A 13,715-nucleotide genomic window follows, 5' to 3' on the forward strand; every position below is an offset into this window, starting at 1 on the left:
TCCCGGCAGAGGTGACCCGGCGGATCGCCGGCCATTCGGCGGGGCAGGTTGCACCGCCGGTGGACCGGCCGCGATGATGCGGAGGCGACGCGCAGCCGCATCCACCCATTCCCGAGGGAGTTCCACCGGTGCCCACTCCGCTGAAGGTGACCCAGCAGTACGACGCTCCGGCGGCGGAGGTGTTCGCCCTCTACAACGACCGTGACTTCATCCAGGGCCGGCTGGACGACTCCGGCGCGCTGGATCCGAAGGTGCAGGCGTTCGAGCCGACCGAGGACGGCGTCACCATCGTCACCCGGCAGGCCATCCCCGCCTCGGTGCTGCCGTCCATGGTCGCCTCGATGATCCAGGGCGACCCGGCCACCGAGCGCACCGAGACCTGGAAGGCCGACGGCGAGGGCTACACGGCCGACTTCCTGCTCACGGTCAAGGGGGCCCCGGCCACCATCAAGGGCACGATGTCGCTGGTCAACGCCGGCCCCGGGTCGACCCTGACGGTGGTCGGCACGGCCGCAGTGCCGATCCCGCTGTTCGGTTCCAAGATCGAGGGCGTCATCGCCAAGCAGATCACCGAGCTGCTGGCCATGGAGGAGACCTACACCCGGGCCCGGCTAGCCGGCTGACCCACCCGCCGCCGCCCCGCCCGACGCCGAGCCGGACCCGGGCCGATTTCGCCGGCCGCCCGGCGCCTGGCAGCATGGACCGCCGTGCCCGATGACCGTCGTTTCGTGCTGACCCTGAGCTGCCCCGACCGCACCGGGATCGTCGCCCGGATCACCACCTTCCTGGCCGACATCGGGGGCTGGATCACCGAGGCGGCCTACCACTCCGACGAGGAGTCGGGTCGCTTCTTCACCCGCCAGGAGATCCGGGCCGACTCGACCTCGTTCCCGGTGGCCGAGCTGCGCCGCCGGTTCGGGGCGGTGGCCGGCGAACTGGAGGCCGACAGCTGGCAGGTGGTCGACAGCGCCGACCGCAAGAAGATCGTGCTGATGGTCTCCCGCGAGGGCCACTGCCTGTACGAGCTGCTCTCCCGATGGCATTCCGGCGCGATGCCGGCCGACATCGGGGTGGTCATCGGCAACCGCACCGACCTGGAGCCGGTGGCCCGGTTGTTCGGCCTGCCGTTCCGGCACATCCCGGTGCCGACCGATCCCGAGGGCAAGGCGCAGGCCTTCGAGCAGGTCCGGATCGAGGCCGAGAGCCACCAGCCGGACGCGATCGTGCTGGCCCGGTACATGCAGGTCATCCCGCCGTCGCTGTGCCAGGCGTGGGAGGGCCGGTTGATCAACATCCACCACGGCTTCCTGCCCTCGTTCCGCGGCGCCCGTCCGTACCACCAGGCGTTCGTGCGCGGGGTGAAGATGATCGGCGCCACCTGCCACTACGTGACCCCGGAGCTGGACGCCGGGCCGATCATCGACCAGGACGTCATCCGGGTCGACCACGCCGCCTCCCCGGCCCGGATGGTGCGGCTGGGCCGGGACATCGAGAAGTCCGTGCTGGCCCGAGGACTGACCTACCACCTGGAGGACCGGGTGCTGCGCGACGGCCTGCGCACCGTTGTGTTCGCCTGATCCACCGGCGACCCGGGGCCGCCCGGCGACCACCGTTCGGGAATGCCCGGCCGGCGGATCACGTTGCCCCAGCCACAGGCGCCGGGCGACGATGGACCCGGACGATTTCAGTGCCGTTGTGCAGTGCCGTTGGGCAGTGCCAGCTCAGAGCAACTTTCGGTGCCCCGCGGGGCGGACACACGGAGCGATTCCCATGGGCAGCGAACCGGGCGAGCTGTACGAGCTGCACCTGGAGCGGGATGAGATCGAGCTGCTCAACGAACCGGTGCTGCTGGTCGCGCTGGACGGCTACATCGACGCCGGGTCCGGGGTGCGGTTGGCGGTCGAGCACCTGCTGGCCGCCCAGCCCCACACCGTCATCGCCACCTTCGACATCGACCAATTGATCGACTACCGGGCACGCCGGCCCATCCTGACCTACCAGCAGAACGCGTTCACCGACTACCAGCAGCCCGAGCTGCAGGTGCGGGTGCTCACCGACACCGACGGGACCGCGTTCCTGCTGCTGTCCGGACCGGAACCGGACACCCAGTGGGAACGGTTCATCGCCGCGGTCGGCCAGATCGCCGACCGGTTCGCGGTGCGGCTGACGGTCGGGCTGATGGCCATCCCGATGGGTGTGCCGCACACCCGGCCGACCGGGATGTCCTCGCACGCCACTCGCACCGGCCTGCTGCCCGACCAGGAGGACTGGCTGGGCGTCATCCAGGTGCCCGGGCACGCCGTCGGCCTGATGGAGTACCGGTTCGGCCAGGCCGGTCGGGACGCCATCGGTTTCGCCGCCCACGTCCCGCATTACATCGCCCGGTCCGACTACCCGGAGACCGCGCGCACGTTGATCCAGGCCACCGCCGATGCGACCGGCCTGCTGCTGCCCACCCGGGGCCTGGACGAGGCCGCGGCCAAGGTGCAGGCCGAGCTGGCCAAGCAGATCCAGGACAACGCCGAGGTGGCCGAGGTGGTCAAGGGCCTGGAGCAGCAGTACGACGCCTACGTCTCGGCGACCGGGCAGAGCCTGCTGGCCCAGTCCGCGCCGCTGCCCACCGCGGACGAGTTGGGCGCGCAGTTCGAGGCGTTCCTGGCCGATCGGGAGCCGCCGACCAGCTGAACCCGGGCGGTTCCGGCCGGTCCCGCGCGGCCGGGTCCCGGCCCGGCGACCAGCAGGTTCGGCGTACTGTGCGGCCTTGTGGCGCACGAGAATCCCACGCTGGCGTTGCCGGTCAAGGAACACGGTCCGATCCGGGCCATCAGTTTGCGCATCGTCATCGCGGTGATGTGCGTGGTCATCACCACCGCCGTGGTCTACCTGGAACGGGCCGACTACCGCGACCTGGACGGCCAGATCGACACCTGGCTCGACGCCCTCTACTACGCGACCGTCACCCTGTCGACCACCGGGTACGGCGACATCACCCCGGTCACCGAGACCGCCCGGCTGACCAACATCGTGGTCATCACCCCGCTGCGGTTCCTGTTCCTGATCGTCCTGGTCGGCACCACCATCGAGGTGCTCACCGAGCGGAGCCGCCAGCAGTTCCGCACGAGCCGCTGGAGAAAGCGCGTGAAGAAACACACGGTCGTCATCGGCTACGGCATGAAAGGCCGCTCCGCCGTCGGCGCCCTCATCGACCAGGGGTATCCGGCCGACCACATCGTGGTCGTCGATAGTGACGCGGCCAACATCAAGGCGGCCACCGGCGACGGGTGTGTCGGGGTGCTCGGCGACGCCCGGCGCGAGGAGGTGCTGCGGCAGGCCGCCCTGCCCAGCGCGACGCAGGTGATCGTGGCCGCCGACCGGGACGACACCAGCGTGCTGGTCACCCTGACCGCCCGCCGGCTGGCCCCGCACGCCACCATCGCCGCGGCCGCCCGTGAGGAACAGAACATCGAGGTGCTCCGCCAGGGCGGGGCCGACGTGGTGATCCCCACCGCGGAGTCGGCCGGCCGGATGCTGGGGCTGTCCATCTTCGCCCCGGCCGCCGGCGAGGTCATCGAAGACTTGCTGGAACCCGTTGCCGGGCTGCAGATCTCCGAGCGCGAGGTGCGGCCCGAGGACGTCGGGCTGGCCCCGTCCCGGTTGCAGGCGCGCGGGGAGATCGTGCTGACCGTCATCCGCAACGGGGTATCGCACCGCTTCGACTCCGGCGGGGTCAAGGTGTTCCAGCCCGGCGATCGGATCGTGGTGATCAAGGCGAACGCCGATCAACCGGAGGCGCTGAGCCGGCGCTCCCGGACCCGGCGCGCCGTCGAGCCGGACCGCAGCGGGCTGGCCGACCGGTCCCGGCTGCCTCCGGGCACCGAATCCGGCGGGTCGCGGGAGTCCCGAGAAGGCAGCCCGGGCACTCCGGCGGCGAACCGACCACCGATTCGCGACCTACGCTGATCTGTTGACGGGCCCGCCGATCCGAACGGATCAGGGCGGGCGAGACGACGCGGAAGGAACATCGCGGATGACGGCGAACGGGACCGAACTGCAACCGGACCTGGGCCCGACCTCGGAGTCCGATCTGGCCGAGGCGGCCCGGCAGGTGGCCGACAATCCGGACGTCCAGGACGCGCTGCAGTCGGTGGTCGAGCTGGCCATGGCCTCCTGCGAGTGCTTCGGGGCCAGCGTCACCCTGGTCGGCGTGGCCGGCGGGGCGGAGACCACGGCCACGTCGGCCCAGATCATCGAGCAGGCGGACAACCTGCAGTACGACTTCGACGAGGGCCCCTGCCTGAGTGCGGCGGAGACCGGCGGGGTGTTCCTGATCGTGGACACCCGCACCGATCCCCGGTGGCCGGTCTGGGGGCCCGCCGTGGCCGAGATGGGGCTGGGCAGCGTGCTCAGCATCCACCTGTTCACCGACACGCGAGTGCTCGGGGCGCTGAACCTGTACTACGAATCGATCACCGACTTCAGCGACGACGAGGTGGAGACCGCGCGCATTGTCGCCGCCCACGCGTCGGTCGCGCTGGCCCGGTTGCGGTCCGAACGCGACCTGTGGCGGGCCATCGATTCCCGGCACCTGATCGGGCAGGCCCAGGGCATCTTGATGGAGCGGCTCAAGCTCAGCCCGGAGAAGGCGTTCGCCGTGCTCCGACGCCACTCGCAGCAGAGCAACATCAAGCTGCACGAGGTGGCGGCCACACTGGTCCGCACCGGGCAGCTGCCCTCCTGAAGAGGGGCAGCCACCCGGGGTGGGTCAGCGTTCCACGCAGGACGCCAGCTTCTCGGTGATGGAGCGCAGCCAGCGCGAGACCTGCATCTGGCTCACCCCGATCTCGCGGCCGATCCGGGACTGCGACCAGCCGTTGTCGAACCGCATGTGGACCACGTCCCGCTCGCGATCGGTCAGGGCGTCGAGCAGCCGCTCGACCGTCGCCCGGTCCTCCACCCGCCGCAGCTCGGCGTCCTCCTCGCCCCAGCTCAGCGCCAGCGCCAGGCCGGGGCCCTGCTCCTCGTCCAGCGAGCGCGGCCGGCAGCACGCGGCCGCCGCCCGGGCCTCGTCGATGTCGGTCACCGTGGCCCCGGTGGCCTTGGCCAGCTCGGCGTCCGAGGGCGCGCGACCGTCCTGATGCCGCTGCGACTGCTCGGCCTCGCTGATCGCGGCCCGCAGCTCCTGGATCCGCCGGGGCGGGCGAACCAGCCACGAGTGATCGCGGAAGTAACGCTTGATCTCACCGACGATGGTCGGCACCGCGAACTGCAGGAAATCGTCACTGCGGCCCGGCCGCCAGCGCTGCACGGCCTTGATCAGACCCATGTAGGCCAGCTGCTCGAGGTCGCTGCGCTCCACCCCGCGGCCGGAGTAGCGGGCGGCCAGCGAGCGGGCCACCGGGATGTACTCGGTGACCACCTGCTGCTGGCACCGGCGCAATTCGTCCGGGTCGGTGCAGCCGGCGGTGTACTCGAGCAGTTCGCGCACCCGGCGGGCCCGGTCTCCGGTCGGCGCGGCGGCGATGGTGTGCCCCGAAGCCGGCCGCCGGGCCGGCTCGACCGGCTCGACCAAGCCGACGGACTCGACCGGCTCAACGGACTCGACCGGCTCGACCGGCGCGGGCACCAGGGTGAGGGTGGGAATGGTGGGGGAAGAAGGCGTCAGATCGACGACGTCCAGGACAGCAGTCACGAGGAACTCCCGGCATGTCTGGGATTGTTCCTGGCGCCTCTGCTGGACCAGTAACTCCACTAGATCACACCAGCGGCGTGCTTTCAACGCCGAGGGGGGACAAACCGAACAACACTGCGTCACGTTCCGATGACGGTCCGCGCTCTGCGCTACCGTGTTGCCTCCCGCGGTTGCCTCCCGCGGTTGACTTCCGCGGTTGACTTCCGCGGATGCCCCGCGCGCGAACCCCTGGAGATGCGATGGCCGAGCCAACCGCGCCGAGCGACCGGTCCGATCCGGCCGGCGCCCGGACCCTGGTCCTGATGCGGCACGCTGCGGCCGGCAGCGCGGTCCGCGACCACGACCGGCCGCTCACCCCGGACGGGGTGCGGGCGGCCACCGCGGCCGGGCAGTGGCTGCGCGGCCACCTGCCCGCGGTCGACGTCGTGGTCTGCTCCACCGCGGCCCGCACCCGGCAGACGCTGGCCGCGACCGGCATCAGCGCCCAAGTCCGGTACCGCGACGAGCTCTACGGCGGCGGGGTCGACGAGATCCTGGCCGAGGTGGCCGCGGTCCCGGCCGACGCGAGCACCGTGCTGGTGGTCGGGCACGCCCCGACCATCCCGGCCACCGGCTGGGAGCTGGTCCGGCAGTCCCTGCTGAACCGGGACGCGGACCCCTCTTCGGGCGCCGGCGACGAGCTGCGGCACTTCGCCGCCGGCACGTTCGCGGTGCTGAGCACCACCGGGGCCTGGGCCGATCTGGCGCAGGCCGGCGCCGAACTGCAGCTCGTGCAGCATCCGGTCGCCTGACCTGACCGGCCTGGAACCCGAACCCGGCCCCGAGCCCCGGTCGAGGGGCGGACCGGGAGTCGCCCTCAGCCGGCGTCGCGAATGCGGACCAGCGCGGCCACCAGCTCGTCGAACAGGGCCGGACCGGCGACCAGGATGCCGGGCTGGCCGGCGATCGGCGCCGTCCGGGTCAGGTGTGCACCCGCCTCCTGCGCGATCAGCCCTCCGGCGGCGACGTCCCAGGCCTTGACGCCTTCCTCGAAGTAGGCGTCCACCGATCCGGACGCCACGGCGCACAGATCCAGGGCGGCCGAGCCGATCCGCCGGATGTCGCGGACCTGGGGCAGCAGCCGGGCAATCATCGCGCCCTGCTGCCGCCGGATGTCCGGGTCGTAGCCGAAGCCGGTGGCCAGCAGCGCCCGGTTCATCGGGACCGGGTCGTTGACCCGCAACGGTTGCCCGTCGACGCTCGCCCCGACCCCGCGGACGGCGTGGAACGTCCGCTTGGTCACCGGGTTGTGCACGACGCCGACCAGGGCCCCGTGTTCGTCCTCGGCGGCGATGCTCACCGCGAAGTTGTCCAGCTCGTAGAGGTAATTGACCGTGCCGTCCAACGGGTCGATCACCCAGCGGATGCCCGACGTGGATGCCCGGTCGGCGCCCTCCTCGCCGAGCAGCCCGTCGTCAGGACGCTCCGAGGTGATGAGCTTGACCAGGGTCGACTCGGAGCACCGATCGGCGTCCGAGACCGGGTCGGTCGCCGACGATTTCGTGCTCAGCCCCTCCACCTTGCCGTAGCGGTTGAGCAGTTCCCGGCCGGCGGCGCGGGCGCCGCGCATCGCCAGGTCCAGGAGGCGGGCAGGGTCGACGGCCGTGTCCGGGGCAGGAGACATGGCGCCCATCCTGCCCGGCCGGCGATGATCACCTCGTGCCACCTCCGCGGCGCGCCGCACTACCCTGCCCGTCATGGATCTCCGCATCTTCACCGAGCCCCAGCAGGGCGCCAGCCACGCTGATCTGCTGGCCGTCGCGCAGGCCACCCGAGCGGGTGGATTCTCCGCCTTCTTCCGCTCCGACCACGTGCTGGCGATGGGCGGGGCCGGCTTGCCCGGCCCCTCGGATTCCTACGTCAACCTGGCCGCGATCGCGGCCCTGGTGCCGGACATCCGGCTGGGCACGCTGGTCACCTCGGCCACCTTCCGGCACCCGTCGATGACCGCGCTGGCCGCCGCGTCGGTCGACGACATCTCCGGTGGGCGACTGGAACTCGGCCTGGGCACGGGCTGGTTCGAGGCCGAGCACCGGGCCTACGGCCTGGACTTCGGCGACTCGTTCGGGGAGCGGTTCGACCGGTTGACCGAGCAGCTGAAGATCATCACCGGGATGTGGGCGACCCCGGTCGGCCAGACCTTCAGCCACACCGGCCGGCACTACACGATCACCGACTCGCCCGCCCTGCCCAAGCCGCAGCAGCGCGATGCGCAGGGCCGGGCCCACCTGCCGATCATCATCGGCGGCCACGGACCGAAGCGGACCCCGGCGCTGGCCGCCCGCTTCGCCGACGAGTTCAACGTCGGCTTTTCCGACCTGGACACGACGACCACCCAGCTCGGCCGGGTCCGCGCGGCCTGCGCGGCGGCCGGCCGGGATCCCGGGTCGCTGGTCTACTCGATCGCCCACCCGATGTTCGTCGGCACCGACGACGCGCAGGTCGCCCGCCGCGCCGCCGCCGCGGGTCGCTCGCCGGAGCAGGCCCGGGAAAGCCCGCTGGCCGGCACCGTCGATCAGGTGGTGGACACCCTGGCCACCTGGGCCGCGGCCGGCGTGCAGCGGGTCTACCTGCAGGTCCTGGACCTGGCCGACCTGGACCATCTGGCCCTGGTCGCCGAACAGGTGCTGCCGGCGGTGCGGGAGTTCTGAGCCGGCCGGTCAGACCGGGCCGGCCAGGCCTTCGATCACCTCGGCGCCGGTCAGTTCGACCAGCAGGGCCGCGTCCAGCACGATCTTGGAGCCGCGGATGCCGGAGCCGATGACCACCGGCCCGGCGGCCGCGACCGCGGCGTCGATCAGCACCGGCCAGCCGGCGGGCAGGCCGATCGGGGTGATCCCGCCGTACTCCATCCCGGTCAGGCTGACCGCGTCGGCCATCGCCGCGAACGACACCTTGCGCACGTCCAGCCGGCGTCGCACCACCCCGTTGACGTCCGCCCGGGTGGTGGCCAGGATCACCGCGGCCCCCCAGCGCTGCTCGCCCGCCCGTTTGCCGGCGACGACGACACAGTTCGCCGACGCGGCCGGCGAGACCTGGTAGGCCGCGCAGAACGCGGCAGTGTCCGCCAGCTCGGGGTCGATGGGCGCGACCGCGACCCCGCCGGCCCGGGCGTCGGCGGCCAGCGCGGCGGCCACCGGCGGGGCCAGCAGGTCGGTCCGTTCCAGCGCCGGGGTGGTGCTCAGCGTGCCCAGGGTGCGCAACGGCGTCATGCCGACACCCTGCCACCGGGGTGCACCGGCCCGGCCGGCGACCCGGAGCGGGGGAATCGATCGGGGACAATGGTCCGGTGCATCTCCCGTCCACCCTCACCCCAGCGAGCGCGACGACCGCGCAGCCGGCGCCGAGCCCGGCGCCGGCTGCCGGCACGCTGCAGATCGGTCCGTATCCCGTCTGGCCGCCGGTCGTGCTGGCGCCGATGGCCGGCGTCACCAACGCTCCGTTCCGCTCCCTGTGCCGTGAGTTCGGTGCGGGGCTGTACGTCTGCGAGATGATCACCACCCGGGCGCTGGTGGCCGGCGACCCGAAGTCACGGGCGATGATGCGCTTCGAACCGGACGAGCACCCGCGCTCGGTGCAGCTCTACGGGGTCGACCCGGTGGTGGTCGGGCAGGCCGTGCGCCTGGTCGTCGAGCAGGACCTGGCCGACCACATCGACCTGAACTTCGGCTGCCCGGTGCCCAAGGTCACCCGCAAGGGCGGCGGTTCGGCCATCCCCTACAAGCGGCGGCTGTTCGAGTCGATCGTCCGGTCGGCCGTCGACCAGGCCACCCCGCACGGGGTTCCGGTCACCGTCAAGATGCGCATCGGCATCGACTCCGACCACATCACCTACCTGGACGCCGGCCGGATCGCCGAGGACGCCGGGGTGGCCGCGGTCGCCCTGCACGCCCGGACGGCGATCCAGCACTACTCGGGACAGGCGGACTGGGAGACGATCGGCCGGCTCAAGCAGGCGGTCACCTCGGTGCCGGTGCTGGGCAACGGCGACATCTTCGCCGCCTCCGACGCGCTGACCATGATGGCGATGACCGGCTGCGACGGCGTCGTCGTCGGCCGCGGCTGCCAGGGCCGGCCGTGGCTGTTCGCCGAGCTGGCCGCCGCCTTCGACGGCCGGCCCGCCCCGACCCCGCCGGACCTGCGCGCGGTGGCCGAGGTGATGCGCCGGCACGCGGTGCTGCTGGTCGCCGAGATGGGCGCCGACCGCGGCATCCGGGAGCTGCGCAAGCACACGGCCTGGTACCTGCGCGGGTTCGCCGTCGGTTCGCAGGTCCGCCGCGAGCTCGGCATGGTCGCCAGCCTGACCGAGCTCGACGAGCTGATCGGTCAGCTCGACCTCGACCAGCCCTATCCGCAGGCCGCCGAGGGACCCCGCGGCCGGCAGGGCACGCCGCAGCGGCGGGTCGCGCTGCCGCACGGCTGGCTGGACGACCCGGAATCGGCGGCCGTCCCGCATGAGGCCGAACTGGACGACGGTGGCGGCTGAGGCGGCTGGTGGTAGTGCCGCGCGGGTCCGGGGGGCCCGCGCCGCGCTGGTCGGGGCGTTGCTGCTCGCGCTCACCGCCGTGACCGGGTGTCAGGCCGATGCCGGCACCACCGACACCTCCGGCACCCGGGCGGCGCCGGACCCCGCGGCCGACACCGCCGTGCGAGCGACGATCGAGGCGTTCAACGCCGCGGCCGCCGCCGGCCCGGCCGACCAGCAGCACCGCCTGGCCGACCTGGTCGAGCCCGATCGCGCCGCGGAGGTGCAGAACTGCCCGGCGGCCACGTCGACGGTGCGCTTCGAACCGGTCTACGCAGGGCTGCGCGCGGCCGGCGCCCCCGAGCCAGCGGGCCAGACGGCGGCGGACGCCGCGGCCCAGAGCTACCTGCTGCCGGCGCTCATTCGGATCTACTCCGGCGAGCGCGTCACCGGCACCGATCTGACCACGCTGCACCTGGTGGTGCGGCCGGCGCCCGTAGGCGGCGATTCTGAGGCGTACCTCACACCCTTCTGTGTGAATTGAACCCGACCCCGCCTATTGCGTCATTCAGGGGAACGCGGCCGGGAAAGCAGTAAGCCGATCGTCGCATTCGCGTGAATGAGTGGCCCACGTCAGCCGGATGACACATCGCCGGCGATATGGCGACAACCGTCCGTACGATGGACAATCGCTGAAACCTCGTCCGGCGTCGGCCCAGACGGCAGCGAAGCAGACAGCGATGTGCGACAAGGAGGTCACGTGAGCAAGCCCCGGCGAGCGACCAACCAGCTTGACCGCCGGCGAGCCTCACGGACCGCAGGTCACGGGCCCGTCCGGCGCAGGGCGACGACGTGACCCACAGCGCGTCCCCGGGCCCCGAGAAGTCGCCCACCTCCGCGGCCCCCGCACCCCATCCGCACCACGTCTGGCTCAATGTCGGACGGGTCGCGGTGGCCCTGCTGGCCGTCCTGGTGCTGGCCGCCACCGGCCTGGAATGGACCATCAAGTCCCGGGCCGATTCGGGCATTCTTTCCCGCAGCGTCCAGGCGATCGTCACCGACGACACCAATATCTCCACCGCCCCGGGGACCACGGTCGCGCCCGGCGAATTCACCCCCGAGAACATCCTGCTGCTCGGTTCGGATACCCGGGCCGGAGCGGCTAACGCGCAGGCCGGCGGCACCGACGACAGCACCGCCGACGGGGTGGCCAACTCGGACACCCTGATGATCGCGCACATCAGCAGCGACCGGCACGTCACCGTGCTGTCCATCCCCCGCGACACCATGGTCGACGCGCCCACCTGCAGGGTCTGGGACGGGGCCACCGGGCAGCTCAGCGACCAGACCTACCCGGTCAGCTCGGGCGACAAGTGGCACATCAACTCGGCCTACTCGGTCGGTGGCCCGCAGTGCACCGTCCGCGCGGTCCAGGACCTGACCGGGCTGCGGATCGACCGGGTGATCGGCATCGACTTCGCCGGGTTCCAGAGCATGGTCGACGCCCTGGGCGGCATCACCGTGAACGTCTGCCGGCCGATCGTCGACGGTGAGCTGGGCACCGTGGTGCCCGACGGCGGCGTGCAGACCATCCATGGCGAGCAGGCGTTGAGCCTGGTCCGGGCCCGCAAGGTGGAGGGCGACACCGACTCCGACCTGGCCCGGATCCGCCGGCAGCAGATCGTGCTGTCCGCGATCCTGCAGCAGGTCACCAGCGCCGGCACCCTGCTCAACCCGGCCAAGCTGGACGCGTTCCTGCAGGCGTTCGTGCAGAACACCTTCACCGACAACGTCACCATCGACGACCTGGTCGCGCTGGCCCAGTCGATGGGCAACCTGGACCCGAGCAAGGTCACCTTCTACACCCTGCCCACGGTGCCCAGCCGGTCCAACCCGGACGCCCTTGACCCCGACGAGGACGCCGCCAACGCCGTCTTCGAGGCGCTGCGCAACGACCAGCCGCTGCCCGGTGAGTCCGGCTCGACGACCTCCACCGCGCCCAGTACCCCGGCGGTGCCCGAACCGTCCGCCGGCGCGGTCGGCGGCCTGGCCACCGGCACCACTGTCGACCCGGCCACGGTGAACCTGACCGTGGTCAACGTGACCGGCCGCAGCGGCGTCGCCGGCCAGGCGATGGACGAGCTCAACAACGTCGGCTTCGACATCACCGACGACGACCTGCAGGCCCGGCCGGACGACGTCCAGTCCGCGGTCACCATCGAGTACGACCCGACCAACCTCAACGCCGCCCTCACCGTGGCCGCCGCCGTGCCGGGAGCCACCGTGGTCCCGGTCAGTGGCCTGGGCAAGTCGGTGCGGTTGCTGCTCGGCGAGGACTACGACGGATCGGTGTCGCCGGTGAAGGCGAAGGCGAGTGTGACCGCGACCATGGGTTCGGCCACCAGCACCCCGACCGCGAGCGACGATCAGGACTCCGCCCAGAGCACCGCCCCGTCCCTGACCACCCCGCTGACCTCGATCAATGCCGGCGAGGCGCTCTGCGCCTGAGCGGCCCGGCCGGCCCGATTCCGGGGTGAGTGACCCGCGCGGCGGCCATTCCTTCCCCGGCGTTCATCGCGAGTTCACTCTTCGCGTACCGACCGACCGCGTAACCGACATATTCTGACGATCATGCGCGAGGGTTATCATCTGCGGCTGGCCGAACTCGGTGAGCACGGTTCGTCCATGTGCCAGGTCGCCAGCGATGCGCTGCGCGACGCCACCCAGGCCCTGCTCGACGCCGACCTGGCGCTGGCCGAACGGGTCATCGCCTCGGACGTGCAGCTCGACGACATGCGGGCCAACGCCGAGAAGGTCGCGGTGGAGCTGCTGGCCCTGGAGGCCCCGGTGGCCCGGGACCTGCGGATCGTGGTGTCGGCGCTGTGGATCGTGGCCGACCTGCAGCGGATGGGCGCCCTGGCCATCCACGTGGCCAAGGCCGCCCGCCGGCGACATCCCGCGCACGTCATCCCGGCCGATGTGCGGCCGATCGTCGAGCGGATGGGCCGCGTCGGGGTGCACCTGGCCGACCAGGCCGGCGTCGTGCTGCGCACCCGGGACGTCGAGCTGGCCCGCCAGCTCGAGATCGAGGACGACCTGATGGACGACCTGCAGCGCGACCTGTACAACTCGCTGCTCGCCCCGACCTGGCGGCACGGCGTCGCCCCGGCCGTGGACATCTCGCTGCTGGCCCGCTTCTACGAGCGATTCGCCGACCACGCGGTCTCCATCGCCCGCCGCACCGTGTACCTGGTGACCGGCGAGAACGTCGGCGGCGACACCACCCCCGCCTTCGCCTCCCGCGACTAGCCCCACCGCCCCACCCCACCCCGCGCCCCTGCGCGGGCCTGCCCCAACGCGCCCTCGTCCCGCGCGGATCATCTACGCCGGCGCGGATCAACTCACCCCGTTTGTGACGGATGAGACGCAAGTCGACGACTTCATCCGCGCGGCTGCCCACATCGGATCCGCGCGGATCAAGGTGCACCGGATGTGACGGATGGGGCAGGAGTCGCCTTCTTC

At 71.9% G+C, this 13,715-nt stretch carries 14 protein-coding genes; 11 read left to right on the forward strand and 3 right to left on the reverse strand.

Annotation, left to right across the window (positions count from 1 at the left end; translation table 11 throughout):
* The first annotated feature begins 128 nt into the window (after positions 1–128).
* From NAMU_RS24610 to NAMU_RS24630, 5 genes are all read left to right on the forward strand, one after another.
* Positions 129–623 (forward strand): DUF2505 domain-containing protein, encoded by a 495-nt coding sequence (locus NAMU_RS24610; RefSeq protein WP_015750045.1) that lies wholly within the window; start codon positions 129–131, stop codon positions 621–623.
* A gap of 84 nt (positions 624–707) precedes the next feature.
* Positions 708–1,577: a formyltetrahydrofolate deformylase gene (gene purU / locus NAMU_RS24615; protein ID WP_015750046.1), complete on the forward strand. Its 870-nt coding sequence runs from the start codon at positions 708–710 to the stop codon at positions 1,575–1,577.
* 193 nt (positions 1,578–1,770) lie between these two features.
* The gene (locus NAMU_RS24620) at positions 1,771–2,685 is read left to right on the forward strand and encodes a PAC2 family protein (RefSeq protein ID WP_015750047.1); all 915 of its coding nucleotides are present in this window, start codon (positions 1,771–1,773) and stop codon (positions 2,683–2,685) included.
* A 78-nt stretch (positions 2,686–2,763) separates the two neighbouring features.
* Positions 2,764–3,960 carry a potassium channel family protein gene (locus NAMU_RS24625; RefSeq protein WP_015750048.1) on the forward strand — a complete coding sequence of 399 codons (1,197 nt, stop codon included), beginning with the start codon at positions 2,764–2,766 and terminating at the stop codon, positions 3,958–3,960.
* 67 nt (positions 3,961–4,027) lie between these two features.
* On the forward strand, positions 4,028–4,738 hold the full coding sequence (locus NAMU_RS24630; RefSeq protein ID WP_015750049.1) for a GAF and ANTAR domain-containing protein: 711 nt from the start codon (positions 4,028–4,030) through the stop codon (positions 4,736–4,738).
* Positions 4,739–4,762: 24 nt separating this feature from the next.
* On the opposite strand, the gene NAMU_RS24635 is transcribed toward NAMU_RS24630, so the two are convergent.
* A complete protein-coding gene (locus NAMU_RS24635) occupies positions 4,763–5,689 on the reverse strand; it encodes a sigma-70 family RNA polymerase sigma factor (protein WP_015750050.1) in 927 nt (308 codons plus the stop codon).
* A 239-nt stretch (positions 5,690–5,928) separates the two neighbouring features.
* Here NAMU_RS24635 and NAMU_RS24640 point away from each other — a divergent pair, with 239 nt between their 5' ends.
* Positions 5,929–6,480, forward strand: a complete 552-nt coding sequence (locus NAMU_RS24640) for a SixA phosphatase family protein (protein ID WP_015750051.1) — start codon at positions 5,929–5,931, stop codon at positions 6,478–6,480.
* Positions 6,481–6,545: 65 nt separating this feature from the next.
* On the opposite strand, the gene NAMU_RS24645 is transcribed toward NAMU_RS24640, so the two are convergent.
* Positions 6,546–7,352: an inositol monophosphatase family protein gene (locus NAMU_RS24645; RefSeq protein WP_015750052.1), complete on the reverse strand. Its 807-nt coding sequence runs from the start codon at positions 7,350–7,352 to the stop codon at positions 6,546–6,548.
* 73 nt (positions 7,353–7,425) lie between these two features.
* Here NAMU_RS24645 and NAMU_RS24650 point away from each other — a divergent pair, with 73 nt between their 5' ends.
* On the forward strand, positions 7,426–8,379 hold the full coding sequence (locus tag NAMU_RS24650) for an LLM class F420-dependent oxidoreductase (RefSeq protein ID WP_015750053.1): 954 nt from the start codon (positions 7,426–7,428) through the stop codon (positions 8,377–8,379).
* A gap of 9 nt (positions 8,380–8,388) precedes the next feature.
* On the opposite strand, the gene NAMU_RS24655 is transcribed toward NAMU_RS24650, so the two are convergent.
* Entirely contained in the window at positions 8,389–8,940 is a 552-nt protein-coding gene (locus NAMU_RS24655; protein ID WP_015750054.1) for a YbaK/EbsC family protein, read from the reverse strand.
* Between the two features lie 77 nt (positions 8,941–9,017).
* On the opposite strand from NAMU_RS24655, the gene dusB reads away from it, so the two are divergent.
* The 4 genes from dusB (at position 9,018) to phoU (ending at position 13,502) form a co-directional block, all read left to right on the forward strand.
* Entirely contained in the window at positions 9,018–10,214 is a 1,197-nt protein-coding gene (gene dusB / locus NAMU_RS24660; protein ID WP_015750055.1) for a tRNA dihydrouridine synthase DusB, read from the forward strand.
* Positions 10,204–10,737 carry a hypothetical protein gene (locus NAMU_RS24665; protein ID WP_041369418.1) on the forward strand — a complete coding sequence of 178 codons (534 nt, stop codon included), beginning with the start codon at positions 10,204–10,206 and terminating at the stop codon, positions 10,735–10,737. The genes dusB and NAMU_RS24665 overlap by 11 nt, the downstream gene beginning before the upstream one ends.
* Positions 10,738–11,045: 308 nt before the next feature.
* Complete coding sequence (locus NAMU_RS24670; protein ID WP_015750057.1) at positions 11,046–12,701, forward strand: LCP family protein; 1,656 nt, start codon at positions 11,046–11,048, stop codon at positions 12,699–12,701.
* Positions 12,702–12,824: 123 nt separating this feature from the next.
* The gene (gene phoU / locus NAMU_RS24675) at positions 12,825–13,502 is read left to right on the forward strand and encodes a phosphate signaling complex protein PhoU (protein ID WP_015750058.1); all 678 of its coding nucleotides are present in this window, start codon (positions 12,825–12,827) and stop codon (positions 13,500–13,502) included.
* Positions 13,503–13,715 lie beyond the last annotated feature (213 nt).

Origin of the sequence: Nakamurella multipartita DSM 44233 (assembly GCF_000024365.1) — a bacterium.
Taxonomy (GTDB): Bacteria; Actinomycetota; Actinomycetes; order Mycobacteriales; family Nakamurellaceae; genus Nakamurella; species Nakamurella multipartita.